Origin of the sequence: Streptococcus sp. FDAARGOS_256 (genome assembly GCF_002289235.2) — a bacterium.
Lineage (GTDB): Bacteria > Bacillota > Bacilli > Lactobacillales > Streptococcaceae > Streptococcus.
In genome coordinates this window covers 135572-156958 of sequence record NZ_NTGM02000001.1, presented here as the reverse complement: position 1 = coordinate 156958, position 21387 = coordinate 135572, and the positions used below count along the sequence as shown (strand labels likewise).

The following is a 21387-nucleotide window of genomic DNA, read 5'->3' as shown; positions in this document are numbered from 1 at the left end:
TTAGTATTCTACGTCGTTTCCGAGGATCTTGAATTGAGCAAAGCTGACAATGGCAATCATCACTGCCAAGAAGACACCGATGGTATTTGCATAGCCGTACTCTGTCAATTGGAAGGCTTTTTCGTAAAGGTAGTACATCAAGGTACTTGTTGAATAGTTTGGACCACCAGAAGTCAACAACTGAATCAAGGCGAAACATTGGAATGAGTTGATGGTTGTGATGATTGCGATGTAAAGAGTTGTTGGAAGAAGGCTAGGCCATTTGATCTTCCAGAAGACTTGGAATTCAGTCGCACCGTCTACACGCGCTGCTTCAACAAGTGAGTTGTCAATATTTCCCATGGCAGCGATATAAAGGATAATCGGTTGACCAACAGATGTTGTCAAAAGAATGATCATAATCGCTAGCAAAGCCCAGTTTTTGTCACCCAGCCAAGAAATGTTTTGGCTGATGATGTGGCTTGACTTAAGGACAAAGTTTAGAATCCCTGATAGGGGGTCATAGATCCATTTCCATACAACCGTTACGGCAACACTACCCGTAACTACAGGAAGGAAGAAGACGAAACGATAGAAAGAACGGGCAATGGCATTTTGATGATAGGTTTGAGATGCTACAAAGAGCGAGAAGAGAACCACAATCGGAACAGATCCAATAACCAGGATAACGGTATTGATCAAAGACTTCACAAAGACAGGGTCTTTAAACATGCGAATGTAGTTGTCCAAGCCCACAAACTCAAATTTAGTCATGGAGTAGTTAAAGAAACTTGTAATGAATCCCATAATCATAGGAGCCAAGACAAAGATGACAAAGAAGAATAACACTGGTGCTAGGAAAGCGTAGGAAATCACTGTTTCCCGCATACGAATTTTATTGACTTTCACAGTCGGCACCTCTCTTTCAAATAGAATAGTTTTTGATTTTCTTAAACTGTTTTAAAATCAAAATGAAATTTTTTAAGATTCGCTTATGTAAGAACTTCATTTTAATTTCGTGACAGTTCCTACCATTTCAAACAAAAGTCCCCCTTTTCTTACACCTTAGTGCACAGGGAAAAGGGGGAATCAATCTGACTTAGTGCTTATTGTTTTGTAGCTTTTTTGATAGTTTCGTTAGCTTTTTCAGTGAAGGCTTTCAAAGCATCTGCTGGTTTTTCGTCACCATTTGATACAGATTGCAACATTGGGAACCAAAGTGTTCTCATTTCAGCAAATCCATCGATAGTGTTGTAATATGGTGAGTAGTATTTAGTCCAACCACTGATTGTTTCCATACGTTTGTCTTCATAAAGTTTGCCAAATGAAGTACGAACTGGGAAGGCACCTGTACGAACTACGTCTTTAGGACCCCATTCTTTGTCATCTGCGATGAATTGAACGAATTTCTTAGCAGCTGCGATTTTCTTATCGTCTTTGTTGTTAAATACTGCAAATCCGTTTACAAGGTATTCAAGAGATGGTTTACCAGAGTCTGATGGGAATGGTACTTCTACCACATCTACCTTACTTGCTTCCAAGAGTTTCGCTTGGATACCGTTTTGAGCTGGTGCCCAAAGGATTGTGTATGATGTTTGACCGTTCGCAAAGTTTTGGATGTCTGCCCCACCGTCAAATTGTGAACCATTGTTCAACAAACCGTCTTTGATCCAGCTAGCCGCTTTTTCAAGACCTTTGACGAATTTAGGATCGTCTGTTGTATATTTGGTTACGTCTTTGTCTGTTACAGAACCGCCATAAAGGTTTGCGATGAAGGCACGTGTTCCTTGGTCTCCCCCTTGACCAGAACTGAACAATGAACCTGGTGTATAGCCCTTATCTTTAAGCGCTTTCAAAACTTTTTCAAAGTCATCAGTTGTCCAACCTTCTTTTACAAGGTTTGCAACTCCAGCATCTTCCAACATTTTCTTGTTCATAGCCATGTAGAATGGAGCTGAACTGATTGGATACATGTAAGCTTTGTCGCCAGCCTTACTTGCTTGTACAATGTTTTCGTTGTTGACGTCTTTGACGAATTCGTCTGTGAAGAGGTCGTTCAACTCAGCCAATTTACCGTTTTTACCGTATTGGATGATACGTCCTGGTGCGTCAAAGAGTACGTCTGGCGCTGTTCCTGCTTCGATGGCTGTTGTGATCTTTTCAGGACCTGACTTGAAGTCGATGGTTTCCAATTTCACTTTTACATCTGGATTTGCTTTTTCGAACGCTTCGATGATTGATTTTTCATAAGTTCCAACACCGTCACCCGTTTTTTCTTGTGTGAAGACTGGGAATGCCCACCAAGTGATTTCTGTTTTTCCGCTATCGCTAGCTGAATTTGCAGTATCTTTACTTCCACCAGAGTTACCACAAGCCGCAAGGCCAAGAATCGCAGCACCCGCAAGTACTGTACAAGCTAGTTTTCTAAATTTCATTTGTATTCTCCTAATTGATAAGCGTATCCATATTGGATAATGAGTTCTTTATATTTGTATACGTTTTCATTTTGTCCGACGCATCGACCACTCTCCTCTTTTTTGAGATTGTGTTATTTAAGACCGGCAACAAAGCGCTCCGTAATCTCTTTTGGTCTAGTAATCGCTCCACCAACCACGATACCTCGCACCCCATACTCAAGGATTTGCTTAGCTTGTTCTGGTGTATGAATTTTCCCTTCCGCGATGACATCCACCCCTGCTTCACAAAGTTTTTTGATCAGTTCAAAGTCTGGACCATCCACTTTGGGACTATAAGAGGTGTAACCTGATAGGGTTGTTCCAACAAAATCAATCCCTGCTTCAACTGCTGCTATACCCTCTTCAAACGTGCTAGTATCAGCCATTAAGAGTTGATGCGGATATTTTTCTTTGACTTGTCGGATAAAGTCCTGAATTTCCAAACCATCGTAACGTTCACGTTTGGTACAATCCAGAGCAATGACCTCAATATCTAGTTCAGCCAGTTCATCCACTTCTCTCATCGTAGCTGTAATGAAAGGCTCCTGTGGCGGATAGTCACGTTTGATAATCCCGATAATCGGGAGTTTCGTAACCTCCTTGATCTCCTTGATATCGCGAACACTGTTTGCTCGGATACCGACTGCTCCACCTTGCTCAGCCGCTTTGACTAGCAAGGGAATGACTCCTCCCGCTTCTGTATAAAGCGGTTCGTGAGGAAGTGCCTGGCAAGAGACAATGATTCCATCTTTGATTTGTTCAATCAAGGCTTCTTTGCTGATCTGTGGCATCCTCTTTCCTCCCTTTCTTGTTCTTATGGGCTTATTATATATCATTTGTTAAGCGCTTTCAATAGCTTGTAGTAGAATAGATTTCAGTTTCAAAACTATTTTATAGAACAGACTATCCTGAAAGTAGTTTCAGACTTCTTATGATTTCGAAGCAAGCTGAATTTAATAAAGAAAGATAGCAGGCTGAAAAACCTGCTATCTCTTCTGAGACTTATTCAAATACTTTTGCTTATTATTCTTTTCTCTTCTTGCCAAATGCAAACAAGGATAAAAGAACACCTGCAAGACCAAGGGAAATCAGTGAGTTTGTTTCCTTACTTCCCGTATTCGGAAGTTCATCTTGTTTAGCTGCTGGCGCTTGATAGGTCACATCTTGGCCTAGAGACAGTTTGTTGTCTGCTGCCGCCAATACTAAATTGGTGTCTCCCTTATACTCTGGAAGTTCATGGACTGCCGCCTCAGCACCATTGACACCACCCTTATACTCTGGCAGGTCATTTGAAGCTGCCAAGACAAAGTTAGCACCTCCTCTATATTCCGGAAGCTCGTTTGAGGCTGCTAGAACTGCATTGACTCCACCTGTAAATTCTGGCTTTTCAACCGTTGGCGCTGCTTCTTCGCCTACTGTTGATAATGGACCGGTGTACTCTGGCATCTCTGCCACTGGGGCTTCCTCAGCATTAACACCTCCTGTGAATTCAGGTTTTTCTACTGTTGGAGCTGCTTCTTCACCTACTGTTGCCAATGCACCTGTATACTCCGGAACTTCATGAACCGCTGCTTCTTCTGCATTAACACCACCTGTGAACTCTGGAACCTCATGGATAGCAGCTTCACTGCCATTAATACCATCGCTTAGTTTAGAGCCAGCTAAAGAAACTGGTAAATTGTGCATGCTTTCAATTGCACCCTCAGCTAGACCTGTAATTCTTTGACCCATATCCTCTGGATCTATTGTGAATAGGAGAGTTTTTGTATCGTATTGGGTCATGAAGGTTGCTGTCTTGCCATTTGCCAATTGAAGGGTCGGAGCCTTGTTGACTAATACTTCCGAATCGAACTCCATGGCAATGATGCCTGGCCATTTTTGGATAGCATATTTTACTTTTGCTTCTTTAGGAGAAATTCTGTCTTTGCTTAAGAAATCCCAGTTGAATTTCTTATAGGATAAAGTATAATCGTTTTGATTGCCATCCGCATGCTCATAAAGCAAACCATATTCGCCATTTCCGAGTTCTTGGAGTGAGTTGTAAGCAAACTTACCACTTTGTATAGGATTGTGTTTCAGCCATGTCAACTCACCATTCTCCTCAACACGAGCTAGGTGAACCAAACCATTGTTTCGTCCAGGACCACCAGCATTGCTGAGTAGAATGTATTCCTTTCCTTCATGCATGGTGTGAATTGCGGACATTTGAACATAAACGTCTTTTACTTGAGGATAACGTTTGATTTCTTTATCCCACGTTGCTCCCCCATCATGACTGGTCGCAACCTGAAGATCACCAGTCAACCCACGCATAAAGAGCTTGAGATCCCCATTATTCAACTGAACAACAGTTGACTCCGTATTTTGGGCGCCTGGATTATTCATGGTTGAAGAGTGAATGGTTTGGTTGCCTACTGGGCGGTTATCATTAACTGCTTCCCCTGCTTGCCATGTTTCACCATGATCATCTGAGTAAATTACACGAGATGATTGAGAACCACTTAGGTAGGAAACGTTGTTTGTTGTATAAACTGGAATCACCAGTCTTCCCTTATGAGGTCCTGTACGCAAGGCAATCCCCGTACCAGGTCCAGTTCCTAGGAAGTGCATCCAATCTTTCCGAATCCCATGAGTAATATCTTTTGGTGCAGACCAAGTCTTCCCATCGTCATCACTGTAGGACATCCATAGATAGTTGGTATTGGAAACTCTAAAAATATTCTTCTCGCTATATTCAAAATAAATATTTCCGATTAGCTCATTCCCTTTATACAAATCTCCCTTATCGCTGTAGGCTGGTTTTTTAGGGTCAACGACAACACGATAATCTGTCTTTCTATTTTGAGGGTCGAAAACCTCTCCGTTTTCTCGAATCGTATAGCGACCTGATTCTCCTTGCTTATATAAAACTTGATAAACTTTATCTCCCACTTGTTCATAAGCTTTCGGAGCTTGTCCCGGCAATGAAAATACTGCCTTACTTTCAAGGAACATGTCGTAAATTGCAAAAATTCTCTTTGTTTCAGGGTCTTGCACCAAGGCCATATCAATATTGACTGGAGATGGCCAATCTGCATGTTTAGCATGCTCATTGTCACGAGGATTTGAGATTACGATTCGGTCTCCCCATGTTTTTCCATTATCTGAGCTGCGACGAACAACCATCCCAATATCTCCCCAGTCAGAATGGTGCAAACGTCTTTCATCCGTTCCTGCAATCAGCGTTCCTTTATCTGTCTTGAGAAGAGCTGGGATACGATAACTCTTGATGCCATCTTTGTTTGGTTGGTTATGCATTCCCCCTTCAAATACGTCTTCTTTCTCAGTGACTTTTGCTCCCTCAGGAAGTTTCTGTTCCAATTCACCTCTTTCAAATAATTGACTCCGTGTTTGAACTTCATCTGGGCTTAAAGCACGATCGTAAACGGTTAGGTTTCGAACTTGTAGGTTTGATGCCCAAACTGTTTTATTGCCCCGTTTGGTTGCTCCAAGTTGAGCTTGATTAACATCTGGCATATCTTTGATAAAGTTCCCAGATTTTAGACTTGTTCGAGATAAGACACCGTTCACATAGAGACGAACTCGACCATGAGGTAACTCTGTTGTCGGTTGTTCGACAGTAAAGGTCACGGAATTCCATTGTCCAGAGCGAACTTTCAAAGGAGCATCTGTATACTTATCATAGAACTGCTCCCCATTAGCGCCACGCCCTTCAATAAGAGCTGTATTATCAAGGACCGACATAGTAAAGTACTCATTTTCCTTGGTGTCACTGGATACAGAGAAGAGATTGTAAAAGCGTGGAGCTGATGCATCCGGTTTGAACTCCATGTGAACTGTAGCATTTTTTAGTTGCTTTAGTTTATCTAGTTCATTTGATAAATCGACTCTCTGACCATTTGTTGCATTGGTTTCAACATCTTCTTTTTCAAGGACAGGATTAGCATTTTTTAAATCTCTTGAGTAATAGTCACGAGGAATCGCTCCCTGATCCTCTGATTCCTCGTCCTTATTTGCTTCTTCTGCAGGGGTTTCCGTAGAGGATGGGGTTTCTGATTCTACACTCTCATTTTTTTTCAAATGATCTTGGTCCACCTCAACGCCATTGTCTTGAGCTGCTGCCAATTTGCCAGCCAAATCTTTATCCAAATGAGCAAGATCTCCCGAGGACACTTCTTTTGGCAATTCTGATAAACCTTGACCAGGTTCGACAGTTTCTTTATTGGCCCCTGCTGCATTGGCTTGCTCTTGAGCTAAGACTGGATTTGCTCCAAATACTACTGTACCAATCACTACAGATGCCGCCCCAACTGCAAATTTTCGAATTCCGTATCGCTGTTTCCGATCTAAAGATTTGTAATTCATGTTTGTCCTTTCATTTTTCATAAAATAAAGCGCTTTCTTTTTCTTTAAAAATTTTTATTGTCTCTCAAGAGACAAGTTTTACAAGAAAGTATCCAACTTAATGAGAGCTCCCAATCCTCTCCCATTTTCTGCTGAGCCCGAGTTTTTAATCACCCAGCAGCCTTTTTCCTCCTTTCACAAGTGACTTTTCCTTTATTATACAATAAAGTCTTATATTTACATCTGTGTTCCTACAGAATAGATTTTACTTTTAAGAATATTTTAATATTTTAAATTTTATAAAAGTACTTTCAGGTTTTGGACATAAAAAGAGAGCTCCTTGGCTCTCTCATTCATTATCTTACGTACTTAAAAGGAATATCACTGCCACAGAGCCAGTTATAGACTTGGTCATTGACAAAAACATTCATGGCTTCGTGAGCATACTCTGGCATGATGCGATAGGCCTTGTCGCAAGTTAGGCGGTTGTAAATCGCAAACTGGGTAATAGGATAGCAAACATCGTCGTCCAAGCCCGTAATCATCTTGACCTCACCTTGAATACGATGGGCAAGATTTTTCACATCGATATAGGCAAGAGTCGCCATGATTTCCTCCTCTGTTTCATGGAAGGGATCGTGGAACTTGAAATATCGGAAGAGTTCATCATAGGCTTCACTGGTATTGCCAATCTCAAGCACTCGTCTAAAGTCTGACAAGAAAGGATAGATGGCCACTGTTTTCTGAATCCGAGGATTGAGCGCTGCTGCAACCAGGGCTAAAGCACCGCCTTGTGAGGCACCATAACTAGAAAGTCGCTTCTCATCAATCTCAGGTAGACTAGCAACAATTTCAATCAACTGATAAATATCCAGATAAACATCCTTATAAAAGAGCTGGTCTCGACCTTCAACAGCACCACGGATGATATGTCCCTTCACCGTATTTCCTAGTGGAGAGCGCAAGCCGTCTTGCGAGTAACCTGACTGGCCCCTAACGTCCATGGAAACAACACCGTAACCAGCCACAGTATAGGCCAGCATGTCGGCCCAGTCCCAACCACGTCCCATATAACCATGGAAATGGAAGATTAACGGAACTTTCCCTTCACTTTTTGGAAGGACGACGCGTGCATAGACCTTGCCTTCATTGGTTCCTTCAAAAGTAAGTTCATAGCACTTGACTTGGGGAATATGGAAATCTCTTTCCTCCAACTGGTAGGCTGGAAGAGATGATACTTTTTTGACTTCCTCATCCCAGAAAGCATCAAAGTCTTCTGGCACCTCATCCCGTCCTAGATAGGTCTTGATTTCTTCTAACAAAGCTGGATTTTTCATAGCATGCTCCTTTTATTTTGTAATCGCTATCATAACTCTAGCATATCTAGAAAAGCAATGCAAGAAAGAATGGTAAACAGAAAGTGATTTTAGATTCTCCTCCCTCAAACTGATCGTCTGAAAGTAGTTTTAAAAATAAAAAGAGCGTTTCCGCTCTCTGTGTATCAATAGGTGCTAGCTCCTTTCTCTAGTTTGACGGTTTGGAATTTCTTTTGGTAGGTTACTTTAATCGTCATGTGAGAGCCCTCGTTTCTTTTTGATGACTCTAGTATAAGACCCAAACCTAAAAGCTAGCTTAAGTTTTCCTTAGAGAAAGCTTATACTCAATGAAAATCAAAGAGCAAACTAGGAAACTAGCCGCAGGTTGCTCAAAGCACTGCTTTGAGGTTGTAGATAAGACTGACGAAGTCAGTTACATATATAATCCAAGGCGACGTTGACGTGGTTTGAATTTGATTTTCGAAGAGTATTAATCTAGATATTCTTTCTTTTCCAGGTGGAGAGCAATCATGCGCCATTCTGGATCCTCTTGCCAGTCTTCTATCGAACTAATGTAGCTGGCAACCTTTCTAGCTTCTTCTAAAATCGGAAAATCTTCGATAATATCAGCCACTTGAAACTCTGGAAGTCCTGACTGTCTGGTTCCGAAAATCTCACCAGAACCACGCATTTTCAAATCTTCCTCCGCAAGGACAAATCCATTGGTCGTTTCTGTCATGATACGCATGCGATCTTTCCCAGAGTCCGTCTTGGGATTAGCAACGAGAACAGCATAGGACTGCTTGTCCCCCCGACCAACACGGCCTCTGAGCTGGTGAAGCTGACTGAGACCGAACCGGTCGGCATCCATGATGATCATGACGGTCGCATTGGGAACATTGACCCCAACCTCGATAACCGTTGTCGAAACCAGAATATCCGTCTTTCTCTCTTTGAAATCCTGCATAATCTGGTCTTTTTCATCACTCTTCATCTTACCATGTAGTAGAGCAACCTCTGCCTTTCCTGCAAAATGTGATGTCAACTCCTCAGATAAGGCAATGGCATTTTTCAGATCCAGAGCTTCAGATTCTTCGATCAGGGGTGAGATGACATAGGCTTGAGAACCTTTTTGAATTTCTCCCTCTAACCAAGTTAAAACCTGAGGCAGCTGCTCATGCTTAATCCAGCGCGTCACAATAGGCTTCCGCCCTGCTGGCATCTGGTCAATAATGGAAACATCCATATCTCCAAAGGCTGTGATAGCCAGTGTTCGCGGAATGGGTGTCGCCGTCATCATGAGAACGTCAGGATTATCCCCTTTTTCCCGTAAAATACGCCTTTGGCCCACACCAAAACGGTGCTGCTCATCGATGATAATCAAGCCAAGACGAGCATAATCCACTCCATCTTGTATCAGAGCGTGGGTTCCGATAATAAAGTCAGCCTCACCCTTGGCAATAGTCTCCAAGACTTCTCTTTTTTCTGCAGCTTTCAAGGAACCTGTCAAGAGAGCCAGTTTCAAGTCTGGAAAAAGGTTCTGTAAACTCTCAAAGTGTTGCTCCGCAAGGATTTCTGTTGGCACCATGAGAGCAGCCTGGTAGCCAGCTGTCACCACCGCAAACATGGCCAGGCCAGCAACCACCGTTTTTCCGCTCCCTACATCTCCTTGCAGGAGACGATTCATGTGGTGGTCCGACTTCATGTCTGTCAAAATTTCCTGCAAACTCTTTTCCTGAGCTTGAGTCAGGGTAAAAGGAAGACTTTCTTTAACGGCTGTCACTTTTCCCTGAGACCAATTCAGAACCAGACCGCTTCCCTGAACTCTATTTTCAGACTTGAGTGACTGCAACTGCATTTGAAAATAAAAGAGTTCCTCAAATTTGATACGGCGAAGGGCCTGCTTGTATTCTGCCAAATCCTTAGGAAAATGCATAGCGCGGACAGCCTGGCAACGGGACATGAGTTTGTATTTATCAAGTAAAGACTGGGGAAGATTTTCCTCTATCAAGAGATCCAATCCCTGATTAAAAGCTGTCTTGATGACCTTGACCAGCCCTGCCTGACTGATTCCTTGAGCCAGACGATAGACAGGTTGGAGGTCATCTTCCACCTGAGCTAGGACCTTCATCCCAGTCAGACTGGCCTTGGCGCGGTCCCATTTTCCAAAGACAGCAAGGGTTGCTCCCAACTCTATCTTATCAGCCAGATAGGGCTGGTTAAAGAAATTAACCGCAAAAACGACTTCTCCCTGTTTGAGACTAAAGCGCAGGCGATTTCGCTTAAAACCATAATACTGGACACTGGCAGGAGTCACTACCTGACCAGAAAGGACTGCCTTTTCGCCGTCTTCTAGTTCCAATACTTGCTTGGTCTTGAAATCTTCATAACGGAAAGGAAAGTAGAGCAAGAGGTCTTGCAAGTTTTCAATTCCTAGTTTGGCGTATTTCTCGGCTGACTTTGGCCCCACACCAGGCAAGACATGCAAGGGTTGATGTAGATTCATGCTCCACTCCTTTCTTTTTTAATAATATTCTCTCGGAATGCGGTCGCTGAGGAGGCAAACCACCTCATAGTTAATGGTTCCACGGTAGGTCGCTACCTGAGTAGCTGTGATTTTCTTGTCACCGTTTGTGCCGATCAGGGTTACTTTTGTTCCTAGCGGGTAAACCTTAGGCAAACGAATGGTAATTTGGTCCATAGAAACCCGACCGACGATTGGGCAAGCTTGGCCATCTACCAAGACAGTGAAATTTTGCATATCTCGTGTCCAACCATCCGCATAGCCGATTGGCACGGTCGCAATGACTTGCTCACTATCCGCCTGATAGGTTGCTCCATAGCCCATGCAAGCTCCAGCTGGAACTGTCTTGACATGAACAAGGGCAGACTCCAAGGTCAAGGCTGGTGTCAAATCATAGGGTAAGTCCAAGACCTCTCCACTTGGATTGAGACCATACATGGCATCTCCCATACGGACTGCATTGAAAATAGTCTCTGCATGCCAGAGGGTCGTTGCCGAGTTACTGGCATGAACCAGTTCTGGAACTTCCTTCATACTTGCCAAAATAGCTTTAAAGCATTCTAACTGGGCATTAAAATAGTCATCTGATTCTTCATCTGCAGTAGCAAAGTGGGTAAAAATCCCCTCAACACGAGCGCCGTGTTGTTGGAGCAAGGCTTGAGCCTGCTCTGCCTCACTGGAATCTCGAAAACCAATCCGTCCCATCCCTGAGTCAATCTTGAGGTGGACAGTCAAGCCAGTCAAATCTGCTTCCTTGTCTAAGAGCGTTTGAATCCACTCCAGCCCAGCCACTGTCAAGGTGATGTCGTATTCTTTAGCTAGAGCAACAGCTTCTAGTTCAGAAACTCCTAAGATGAGGATTTTCTTGCTAAGTCCAGCCTGACGAAGTTCGATGGCTTCATCAATATTGGAAACACAAAATCCATCAACATCATCTTGAATAGCCTTGGCAACGGCAACAGCCCCATGACCATAGGCATTGGCCTTGACCACTGCCCACTTGAGCGTTCCTTCAGGGATATGAGCCCCCATTTGCTGAATATTTTGTCGAATAGCTCCCAGAAATATCAGAGCCTTGGTTGGTCTATGTGGACTAGCTTTCATGATTTTCCTCCAAAATGACACTGGCTGTCACAAACTGATCTGTATGGCTGATAGATAGCCAAATCTTTCCTGAAAATGGTGCCTGACTAAAATAAGGCGCGCCTCGTTCATTGTTCAAAACTTCCAAATCCTGAAAGGTCAGTTTGCCAATACCAGTTCCCATAGCCTTGGAAAAGGCCTCCTTAGCTGACCAGCGACCTGCCAAGTATTCGATCTGTCTGCGCCCTTTGAGACTGGTAAAACGCTCCAATTCTTTAGGGGTCAGCACGCGTTTAGCAAAGCCCTCACGTCGTGTAACTGCGTTTTCTATCGAAGCCAATTCTTCGATGTCAATTCCGTGTCCAACTATCATACTCATAAAAGGAGCTGAGATTCCCCCAACTCCATCCTTTTCACTTATTTTGTTAAGGTGGTATAAATTTCTTCTACCAAGGCTACTGTATTTTCCCAACCTAGACAAGGGTCAGTTATGGAGCAGCCAAAGACCTCTGGTTGGTTTTGGCGACCGTCTGCTAGGTAAGATTCGATCATAAAGCCTCGAACCGTCTTTTTAATCTTTTCATTCCAGTCACGATTCAGCAAGGCTTGACGAACAATGCGAACTTGTTCCATATACTGCTTGCCTGAATTGTCATGATTGGTATCGATGATAATAAAGGGATTTTCAAGTCCCATAGTCTCATAGCGATTGATGGCATTCAAGAGGGTTTCATAGTAGAAATTGGGTTCATTTTTACCATATTCGTTCATGGCACCACGAAGGATAACGTGGGCCAAAGGATTTCCTGAAGTTTCCACTTCTTGGCCATGGTAAAGGAAGGTTTGCTTGTTTTGAGCCGCATAGATGGCATTAAACATGACCCCAAGGTTCCCAGATGTTGGATTTTTCATCCCAACTGGAGCATCAATCCCAGAGGCTACAAAGCGGTGTTCTTGGTCTTCTACTGAACGAGCCCCTACAGCATGGTAGCTGACCAGGTCATCAACCAAAACGAGATTTGACGGATAAAGCATCTCATCAGCTGTTGTCAATCCAGTTTCGGTAATCACTCGGTAGTGCAGCTGACGAACAGCCTGCAAACCATTGATGAGACTAGGCGCTTCGCTGGTATTTGGTTGATGAATCATGCCTTTATAGCCATCTCCATTAGTACGAGGTTTAGCCGTATAGACACGCATCACGATAAAGATTTTATCCGCAACTTTTTTCTGCAAGTCTGCTAAGCGACGAGCATATTCAAGCACTGCTTCTTCATTGTCTGAAGAGCACGGCCCCATCACCAAAAGGATACGATCGTCCTCACCCGAGATGATGGCTGCCAACTCTCTATCGCGAGCTTCTTTCTTTCGCAAGGCTTCAGGTGACAACTGGGTCGCAGCCTTGATTGCTTCAATATCAATTTCTTGACCTTTTTCGATAAATGCCATCTTACTCTCCTAGCGTTTGGTAAATTTCGCGAACAAGTGCTTCTGTGTTGTCCCATCCTAGACAAGGGTCCGTGATAGACTTACCAAAAACTTCTGGCTCATTTTGACGTCCATCTTCTAGATAGGACTCAATCATAAAACCACGAACATATTTTTTGATCTTCTCATTCCAGTCACGGTTAATCAAGGTCTGACGAACGATACGGATTTGATCCATATATTGCTTGCCTGAATTGTCATGATTGGTATCGATGATGATAAAGGGATTTTCCAAGCCCATCTTTTCATACTGATCAATGGTATCCATCAAATTGTCATAGTAGTAGTTAGGAATATTTTTCCCATATTCATTCAAGGCACCACGAAGAATGGCGTGGGACAATGGATTCCCCGTTGTTTCCACCTCTTTACCGAGGAAGAGGAAACTCTGTTTATTTTGTGCTGCATAAATCCCGTTAAACATGACATTGAGATTTCCAGATGTGGGATTTTTAAATCCTGTCGAGAAATCTGCTCCACTCGCTACAAAACGGTGCTGTTGATCCTCTACAGAACGAGCTCCAACAGCCATATAAGAAATCAAATCATCCACCAGCGGAAGATTTTCAGGATAAAGCATCTCATCCGCTGTTGTCATTCCCGTCTCGGTAATCACGCGGTAGTGGAGCTGACGAACAGCCTTGATCCCATTGATCAAGCTAGGAGCTTCTGTCGCATTTGGCTGATGAATCAAGCCCTTATAGCCATCCCCATTGGTACGAGGTTTAGCTGTATAGACACGCATGACCATAAAAATACGGTCTTTGACCTCTTCTTGCAAAGCAGATAGACGCTTGGCATACTCGAGAACCGCCTCTTCGTTATCAGATGAACATGGTCCTATCACCAAGAGAATACGCTGGTCTTCCCCACGAATGATGGCTTCCAATTCCTGATCACGTTGATTTTTTCTCGCAAGAGCCGCTCCCTCTAATTTAGACAAGGCGCGAACTTCTTCAATGTTAATTTTAGGACTTTTAGCTTTAAATACCATGATTCATCTCCTTATAAAGCAAACGGACACCAAGCAAAAAATGATTTTTACCAGGTATCCGCCTGTATCTTATCTCATATTATTGTCTCTTTCCATGACAGTTCTTGAATTTCTTACCTGATCCACATGGGCATTGGTCATTTCGTCCGATTTGGCTCAAGTCCAAATCTTCAGGAAGGCTTGCCTGTTGCGCTGCGATATTACGAGTCGCAGTTGTACTGATATTGTGTTCAGTTTGCGGACGTTCTTGTTCATGGATTTGTGCTTTCATCATCAAGCGCGTTACATCGAATTCAATTGATCCAATCATGTCGTTAAACATGCGGAAACCTTCTGCTTGATATTCTACAACTGGGTTGTTTTGAGCATATCCACGAAGACCAACAGCATTTCGCAACTGGTCAAGGGCGTCGATATGGTCTGTCCACTTGTTGTCTACAACACGTAGAATCAAGACTTTTTGGAATTCTTTCACTGCATCTTCGTCACGCAGCTTAGCAACTTGGCTGTCATAGACTTTCAAGGCACGTTGGAAAAGTTCATCTTTGATAGCTTGGTCTGACAAACCTACAAGATCTGAACGGCTAATTGAATCTTCTGGAAGCAAGTTATACTTAGCAAAGTTCAAGATCGCTTCCAATTTTTCATCTTCTTTCGAACGAGCATGTGCATCCACGATACGTCCAATGGTACGACGAATCATAGCATGGATTTCTGGTGCCAAGTCACGATCTGCAGTAATGACATCATAACGTTGTGCATAGATAATCTCACGTTGTTCACGCATAACGTCGTCGTATTGAAGGACTTGTTTACGAGTGTCATAGTTATTTCCTTCGACACGTTTTTGAGCTGCTTCAACCTGACGCGTCAACATGCGAGATTCGATAGCTTCGTCAGACATGTTGAGACGTTCAAAGACACCTTTCAAACGTTCAGAACCGAAACGTTTCATCAAATCATCTTCAAGAGACAAGTAGAATTGTGACTCACCTGGGTCTCCTTGACGTCCTGAACGTCCACGAAGCTGATTATCAATACGGCGACTTTCGTGGCGTTCTGTACCAATGACGCAAAGTCCACCAAGTTCACGAACCCCTTCACCAAGCTTGATGTCGGTACCACGACCGGCCATGTTGGTCGCGATGGTAACGGCACCACGTTGACCAGCGTTCATGATGATTTGCGCTTCTCTGTAGTGGTTCTTCGCATTCAAGACTTCGTGAGGAACACCTGCTGCTACCAATTTCTTGGAGAGGAAATCACTCGTTTCAACGGCAACTGTACCTACCAAGACCGGTTGACCTTTTTGGTAACGAGCTTTTACATCTTCAACTACAGCCTTAAATTTCGCATCAAGACTTGCATAGAGAAGGTCTGAGTGGTCGATACGTTGAATTGGGCGGTTGGTTGGGATTGGGATAACACGAATGTTGTAGATTTCGCGGAATTCTTCTTCCTCTGTTTTACCAGTACCTGTCATACCTGCCAATTTCTTATACATACGGAAGAGGTTTTGATAGGTAATAGAAGCTGAAGTTTTGGTCTCGTCTTGGATTGGGACACCTTCTTTTGCTTCAATCGCTTGGTGCAAACCATCAGAGTAACGACGACCTTCCATAGTACGACCTGTAAATTGGTCGACAATCAAGATTTCCTGCTCTTCACTAACCACATAGTCGATATCGAGAATCATGATATAGTTGGCACGGAGGGCATTGTCAATAAAGTGAGTAAGAGCTACATTTTCAATGTCGTAGAGATTTTCTAGTTTGAAGTAGCTTTCAGCCTTGTCAATACCAGAATCTGACAAACCGATCGTCTTAGACTGAACGTCAATGATATAGTCGTCCTTGTCCAAGGATTTCACGAAGTGGTCCGCCATATGGTAGAGTTGACTTGTTTCAACTGCATTGGCACCTGAAACGATCAATGGTGTACGAGCTTCGTCGATCAAAATAGAGTCAACCTCATCGACCAAGGCATAATTGAGTGGACGTTGCACCATGTTTTCTGCACGAACGACCATGTTATCACGCAAGTAGTCGAAACCAATCTCTGAGTTGGTTGAGTAGGTAATATCACAAAGGTAAGCCTCTTTTTTCTCCATTGGAGATTTAGCTGCCAAGTTAATCCCTACTGACAAACCGAGCCATGAGTACAACTCACCCATTTCAGTCGCGTCACGTTCTGTTAGGTATTCGTTGACTGTAACTACGTGAACCCCTTTACCTGCAAGGGCATTGAGGTACACTGGCATAGTCGCTGTCAAGGTCTTCCCTTCACCCGTACGCATCTCTGGAACGTCACCATGGTGAAGAACAATCCCACCCATGACCTGAACCTTATAAGGGAAGAGCCCAAGGACACGTTTTGCAGCTTCACGAACTACCGCAAAAGCCTCATATAGTAATGAATCAAGTGATTCACCCTTGTTGTATCGTTCTTTAAATTCGTCAGTTTTCGCTTTTAGTTCTTCGTCTGACATTGCAGCCATTTGGCTCTCATAGTTAAGAACCTTATCAGCCATCTTTTCCAGACGACGAAGTTCTCCTTTATCATTTTCAATAATCGTTTTTAAAATATTAGCCATGATTTTCCTTACTTTTTATTCTGAATATTTTAGAATGTTCTTTTAATTTTAGCATATTTACCATTATTTTTCAAGAAAGAATCCTTAATTTACAACGGAAAAGGCCAGCCAAAATTCAGCTTTTTTTGCATAAATCTTCGTTGAGTCTTTTTTTGTTTTTTGTTCGAGATGCATGCTTGATGATCCAAGCACAACTTGGACTTAGCTCCTCCTTTTGCCAAGTTTGAAGAATCCTTTCAAACTTATCAGGATTTTCCTTATACAAATCATTTAGATTATTGGCTACACTTTTTTGAATAGACTTGTCTCTATCATCCTTTAGATTGGTCAAAATAGTGGTAAAATCCTCAAAATAATCCAATACCACGGTTTGTCTCTTAGCCCAAGGCAGACGGATACGCATACATTCGCTGGCAAGTCTACGAACGCGCAAATTTTCATCCCGACTCCATTCTAACAGCAAAGTCATTGTATCTTTAGGATAACGAGCCAGCAAAGGTCTCATAGAAAATTCTCCAGTAAATCGCTTGGTTAGTTCCTTACTAAAGGCCGCGCTCAATTCAAATTCCTTGTCTCCATATAGCTCTACATATTTGCCGATTGGCCAAAGCCAATATCCTTCTGAGAACATACCTAAACCACCCTCTAACTCAGGACCCAAAATTTTCTCAAAAACCTTGAGAGAGTCCTCATAAGATAGGGGAAGACATTCTTTGATGCTTCTAGCCAAGAGTTCTTGACGCTGGCTAAACTCCAACTCTTCCAAGTCTTTTTCTAACAACAACCTAAACTTTCGCTCATCAAATGCAGGGGACGCTTCTTTCAACCGTCGACTCAAATCACTAGCATAAGCCAAGTCATAATAATCTTTTACTTTTTTAGCCATTTTTCAAATCCCTTAATCTTCTTTTTACGGGACTTATTATATCATACAGACAGCTGTCAACAAAATTATTTTTATATCTCCAACTATTTTAATAAGGAAGAAAAAAGGACTAGAAGCTCGTCTAGTCCATCAATTTTTAATGTTTAATTTCCCAAGAATGCAGGCAATATCCCAAAATACAAAAAGAGATTGATCCAGAAGGCCATGCAAAAGATGATGCCAAAGATGAGAAGACTGATTTTTTTAATCAGCACCGAGTATAGGATGGATAAAACACCAAAAACCACGAAGAGTTTTTTCATAAGGAAATAATAAATTGAAACTCCTCCTATTTGCCAATCCCAAGGAAGGAAAAACATGAGGAACCAGAGAAGGCAAATCGTAAGAATATATCTCTTGTAGTGCGCTTCAAGAAAGGCTTTTGTTTTCTCCATAGCAAACCTCCATTTGAGTCACTGTCTCTTCCCTTTTATTATACCAAAAAAACCTGGAAAAGACTTTCCAGGTTTGAGTTTGAAATCACTAGTCCTACTAGAGAAATTCCTTTATTCATAGGCTGATTCACTTTATTGACTTGATGAAGATGTTCCAAAATCGACCTTAGGAACTGTCTTGGCTTCTTCTGTTTCTTTAAAGGTTTCAGCTTCTTTGAAGTTCATCATATTCGCAAAAAGCACGGTTGGAAAACTTCTCAACTTTTGATTGTACTCGGCTGCGACTTTATTATAATCCTTGCGTGCTACAAAGATACGATTTTCACTGCCTGAAAGTTCGACCATTAGTTGCTCAACATTTTGATTGCTCTTGAGTTCTGGATAATTCTCCGTCAAGGAAATCAAGCGGGAAAGAGCTGAGCTCAACTCTCCCTGAGCCTTTTGGTTTTCTTCCGAAGTTACTGAGCTACTACCGATTTTAGCTCTAGCATCAGCAATCTTGGTAAAGACTTCGGTTTCATGATTCATTTGTCCTTTAACGGACTCCACCAAGTTACCAATCAAGTCCGAACGACGTTGGAGGGCTGTCGAGACATCAGCCTGAGCCTGCTCCACTTTAGTCTGTTCACCAACCAGACCATTATAGGTCGTCACTGCGGAACAACTTCCCAGAATTAGTAGTCCAAAGAAAATCGCCACTATTGAGAGAATTACTTTATTTTGTTTCATATCAAAACCTTAACACTTTCTTTTATTAACTTTTCTGAGAAAATACTCAGATTTTAAATCAATTTCCCAAACTTTGTTTTTATTTTTAATTAAGGAGTGAACTCTTGCAAAGGAGTCACCTTACTGTATGGAGAAATCGGTTTGTGCAATATATGATCACTCACCAGTCATCAGACGAACCACCGCCATCAAAGCCACCGCCGTCCCAGCCTCCAGATGAGTCGGAGCCCGAATCAGACCAAGAGGAACCTGAGTCTGATGAGTCACCGCCCCACCAGCCACTGCCAGAATCATCACCATGTGAACCGCTACCACGACCTCCAGATATAAATCCGATAATCATCACGATGAAGTAAATGAGAATTCCAAATCCGATAACTCCGTCACTCGAACTGCTTTTTCGATGCCGTCTCGAAGAACTGCTCTCACCAGCATACCTTTCAAGTTCCCTTAAGCGACTAGAGTTGGTAGTATAGCCGTAGCTACTTTTAGAACTTGAAGCACTTGTACTCGATCCACTATAGAACATGTAGTTGAGATTATTGACTATTGAGAGAACACCCTTGTTATAGTCACCATTTTTAAAGTAAGGGCGTGCCGTTGTCAAGAACCTGTGAGTCTGATAGTCTGTGATTTTACTGGCCACATTATTACTGGTTTCAATCCGTGATTTTCTATCTTGGACTGCTACCACAATCAAGACACCGTGATTGTCTCCCGAGTAGCCAATCTTCCAAGCTCTAGCTGTTTCATTGGCTACAGTCTCGATTGTTTCTCCATCCAGGCTTTTCACAACGTAAACACCCATCTGGAATTTTTCTGATTTTTTACTATTGACATTATTCAATTCCCGAATCTGACTTATAGTCTCATCCGTTAAATAATGATCCGGGTCATAAATCCCGTACTCAGGTTTTTCAGGTGCTGTGAATGCTGACAAGAAGAGAAAGACCATCAGCAACCCAAGCAAGCGAACCAACAAACTATGTTTAAATAATCTGCTCTTTTTCATAATAACCTCCCTGATAAAGGAAAATTGATTTAAGGAATTATAGCATTTTGATTTTTACAAAGAAAGTGCATTTTCATTACAAATAGATTACAAAAGCTAGGAAAAAGATTGAATTTTTATGACAGATTCTCCTCCAATTTGATAGGTTCTTTTCTCCCCTCTTAGATAGAAAAAAGAAGACTATGAAGTCTTCTTTTAGTTTATTTTTGTAGAAAAACAAGCAAGGTTTACTTGCGTTTTCTCGCAATCAAGTGAATCGGTGTTCCCTCAAAAACAAAGGCCTTGCGGATTTGATTTTCCAAGAAACGCAAGTAAGAGAAGTGCATGAGTTCTTCTTCATTGACAAAGATGACAAAGGTTGGTGGCTTGGTTGCCACTTGGGTTGCGTAGAAAATCTTGAGGCGTTTCCCTTTGTCTGTCGGTGTTGGATTGATGGCAATGGCATCCATAATCACATCGTTCAAGACAGCTGATGGGATACGGGTGTTTTGGCTTTCACTGATTTGCTTGATCATCTCAGGCAGTTTATGGAGACGTTGCTTGGTAAGAGCGGATACAAAGACAATCGGTGCATAAGGCAGATATTGGAACTGCTCACGGATATCCTCTTCCCATTTTTTCATGGTGTGGTTGTCTTTCTCAAGAGTATCCCACTTATTGACCACGATGATCATCCCTTTACCGGCTTCGTGGGCAAAACCTGCGATACGCTTGTCGTACTCACGGATGCCTTCTTCGGCATTGAGGACCATCAAGACCACGTCAGAACGGTCAATGGCACGCATGGCACGCATGACAGAATATTTCTCCGTATTTTCATAGACTTTACCAGACTTACGCATACCAGCTGTATCAATCATGGTGAACTCTTGTCCATCAGCATCTGTAAAATGGGTATCAATAGCATCACGCGTTGTTCCAGCTACTGGACTAGCAATCACGCGGTCTTCTCCCAAAATAGCGTTAATCAAACTTGATTTTCCAACGTTAGGACGGCCAATCAAGCTAAATTTAATCACGTCTGGATTTTCTTCTTCAACTTCGTGTGGCAGATTTTCTACAATAGCATCCAGCACATCTCCTGTCCCGATACCGTGGATAGACGAAATTGGCAACGGTTCGCCCAAGCCTAGCGCATAGAAATCAAAAATATCATTTCGCATTTCTGGGTTGTCAACCTTGTTAACGGCAAGGATAACAGGTTTATGGGTTTTATAGAGTTTACGGGCTACGTATTCATCCGCATCTGTAATCCCTTCTTTCCCAGAAACAACAAAGACGATGACATCCGCTTCTTCCATAGCGATTTCTGCCTGGTGCTTGATTTGCTCCATGAAGGGAGCATCGACGTCGTCAATCCCTCCCGTATCAATCATACTAAAGGAACGATTGAGCCACTCACCCGTTGCATAGATACGGTCACGTGTCACGCCCTCGACATCTTCTACGATTGAGATCCGCTCACCAGCGATCCGATTAAATAGGGTTGATTTCCCAACATTGGGACGTCCCACAATGGCAATAGTTGGTAAGGCCATGTTTTCTCACT

16 protein-coding genes are annotated in these 21387 nt (G+C 42.6%); all 16 read right to left on the bottom strand.

Going from position 1 to position 21387, the window contains the following annotated elements:
* Window positions 1-867, bottom strand: a complete 867-nt coding sequence (locus A6J84_RS01035; protein ID WP_161801140.1) for a carbohydrate ABC transporter permease — start codon at window positions 865-867, stop codon at window positions 1-3.
* Between the two features lie 218 nt (window positions 868-1085).
* Window positions 1086-2414 (bottom strand): ABC transporter substrate-binding protein, encoded by a 1329-nt coding sequence (locus A6J84_RS01030; protein ID WP_095725865.1) that lies wholly within the window; start codon window positions 2412-2414, stop codon window positions 1086-1088.
* 113 nt (window positions 2415-2527) lie between these two features.
* The gene (locus A6J84_RS01025; protein ID WP_001135658.1) at window positions 2528-3226 is read right to left on the bottom strand and encodes an N-acetylmannosamine-6-phosphate 2-epimerase; all 699 of its coding nucleotides are present in this window, start codon (window positions 3224-3226) and stop codon (window positions 2528-2530) included.
* A gap of 232 nt (window positions 3227-3458) precedes the next feature.
* Entirely contained in the window at window positions 3459-6800 is a 3342-nt protein-coding gene (locus tag A6J84_RS01020; RefSeq protein WP_095725864.1) for an SIALI-17 repeat-containing surface protein, read from the bottom strand.
* A 335-nt stretch (window positions 6801-7135) separates the two neighbouring features.
* A complete protein-coding gene (locus A6J84_RS01015) occupies window positions 7136-8116 on the bottom strand; it encodes an acetylxylan esterase (protein WP_095725863.1) in 981 nt (326 codons plus the stop codon).
* Between the two features lie 469 nt (window positions 8117-8585).
* A complete protein-coding gene (recG, locus tag A6J84_RS01005; protein ID WP_095725862.1) occupies window positions 8586-10601 on the bottom strand; it encodes an ATP-dependent DNA helicase RecG in 2016 nt (671 codons plus the stop codon).
* An 18-nt stretch (window positions 10602-10619) separates the two neighbouring features.
* Complete coding sequence (alr, locus tag A6J84_RS01000; protein WP_095725861.1) at window positions 10620-11723, bottom strand: alanine racemase; 1104 nt, start codon at window positions 11721-11723, stop codon at window positions 10620-10622.
* Window positions 11713-12075 carry a holo-ACP synthase gene (gene acpS / locus A6J84_RS00995; RefSeq protein ID WP_008293557.1) on the bottom strand — a complete coding sequence of 121 codons (363 nt, stop codon included), beginning with the start codon at window positions 12073-12075 and terminating at the stop codon, window positions 11713-11715. Before acpS ends, alr begins: the two co-directional genes overlap by 11 nt.
* 44 nt (window positions 12076-12119) lie before the next feature.
* Window positions 12120-13151 carry a 3-deoxy-7-phosphoheptulonate synthase gene (locus A6J84_RS00990; protein ID WP_000864031.1) on the bottom strand — a complete coding sequence of 344 codons (1032 nt, stop codon included), beginning with the start codon at window positions 13149-13151 and terminating at the stop codon, window positions 12120-12122.
* Between the two features lies 1 nt (window position 13152).
* A complete protein-coding gene (locus A6J84_RS00985) occupies window positions 13153-14184 on the bottom strand; it encodes a 3-deoxy-7-phosphoheptulonate synthase (protein WP_000231307.1) in 1032 nt (343 codons plus the stop codon).
* A gap of 79 nt (window positions 14185-14263) precedes the next feature.
* Window positions 14264-16777 carry a preprotein translocase subunit SecA gene (secA, locus tag A6J84_RS00980; protein WP_001284116.1) on the bottom strand — a complete coding sequence of 838 codons (2514 nt, stop codon included), beginning with the start codon at window positions 16775-16777 and terminating at the stop codon, window positions 14264-14266.
* A gap of 115 nt (window positions 16778-16892) precedes the next feature.
* Window positions 16893-17663, bottom strand: coding sequence for a DNA alkylation repair protein (locus tag A6J84_RS00975; RefSeq protein ID WP_095725860.1), 771 nt, complete (start codon window positions 17661-17663; stop codon window positions 16893-16895).
* A 143-nt stretch (window positions 17664-17806) separates the two neighbouring features.
* The gene (locus tag A6J84_RS00970; protein WP_095725859.1) at window positions 17807-18097 is read right to left on the bottom strand and encodes a hypothetical protein; all 291 of its coding nucleotides are present in this window, start codon (window positions 18095-18097) and stop codon (window positions 17807-17809) included.
* A 132-nt stretch (window positions 18098-18229) separates the two neighbouring features.
* Window positions 18230-18826, bottom strand: a complete 597-nt coding sequence (locus A6J84_RS00965) for a LemA family protein (RefSeq protein WP_000812471.1) — start codon at window positions 18824-18826, stop codon at window positions 18230-18232.
* A 160-nt stretch (window positions 18827-18986) separates the two neighbouring features.
* Complete coding sequence (locus A6J84_RS00960) at window positions 18987-19838, bottom strand: TPM domain-containing protein (protein ID WP_095725858.1); 852 nt, start codon at window positions 19836-19838, stop codon at window positions 18987-18989.
* Between the two features lie 227 nt (window positions 19839-20065).
* Entirely contained in the window at window positions 20066-21376 is a 1311-nt protein-coding gene (der, locus tag A6J84_RS00955) for a ribosome biogenesis GTPase Der (RefSeq protein WP_095725857.1), read from the bottom strand.
* Window positions 21377-21387: the final 11 nt, after the last annotated feature.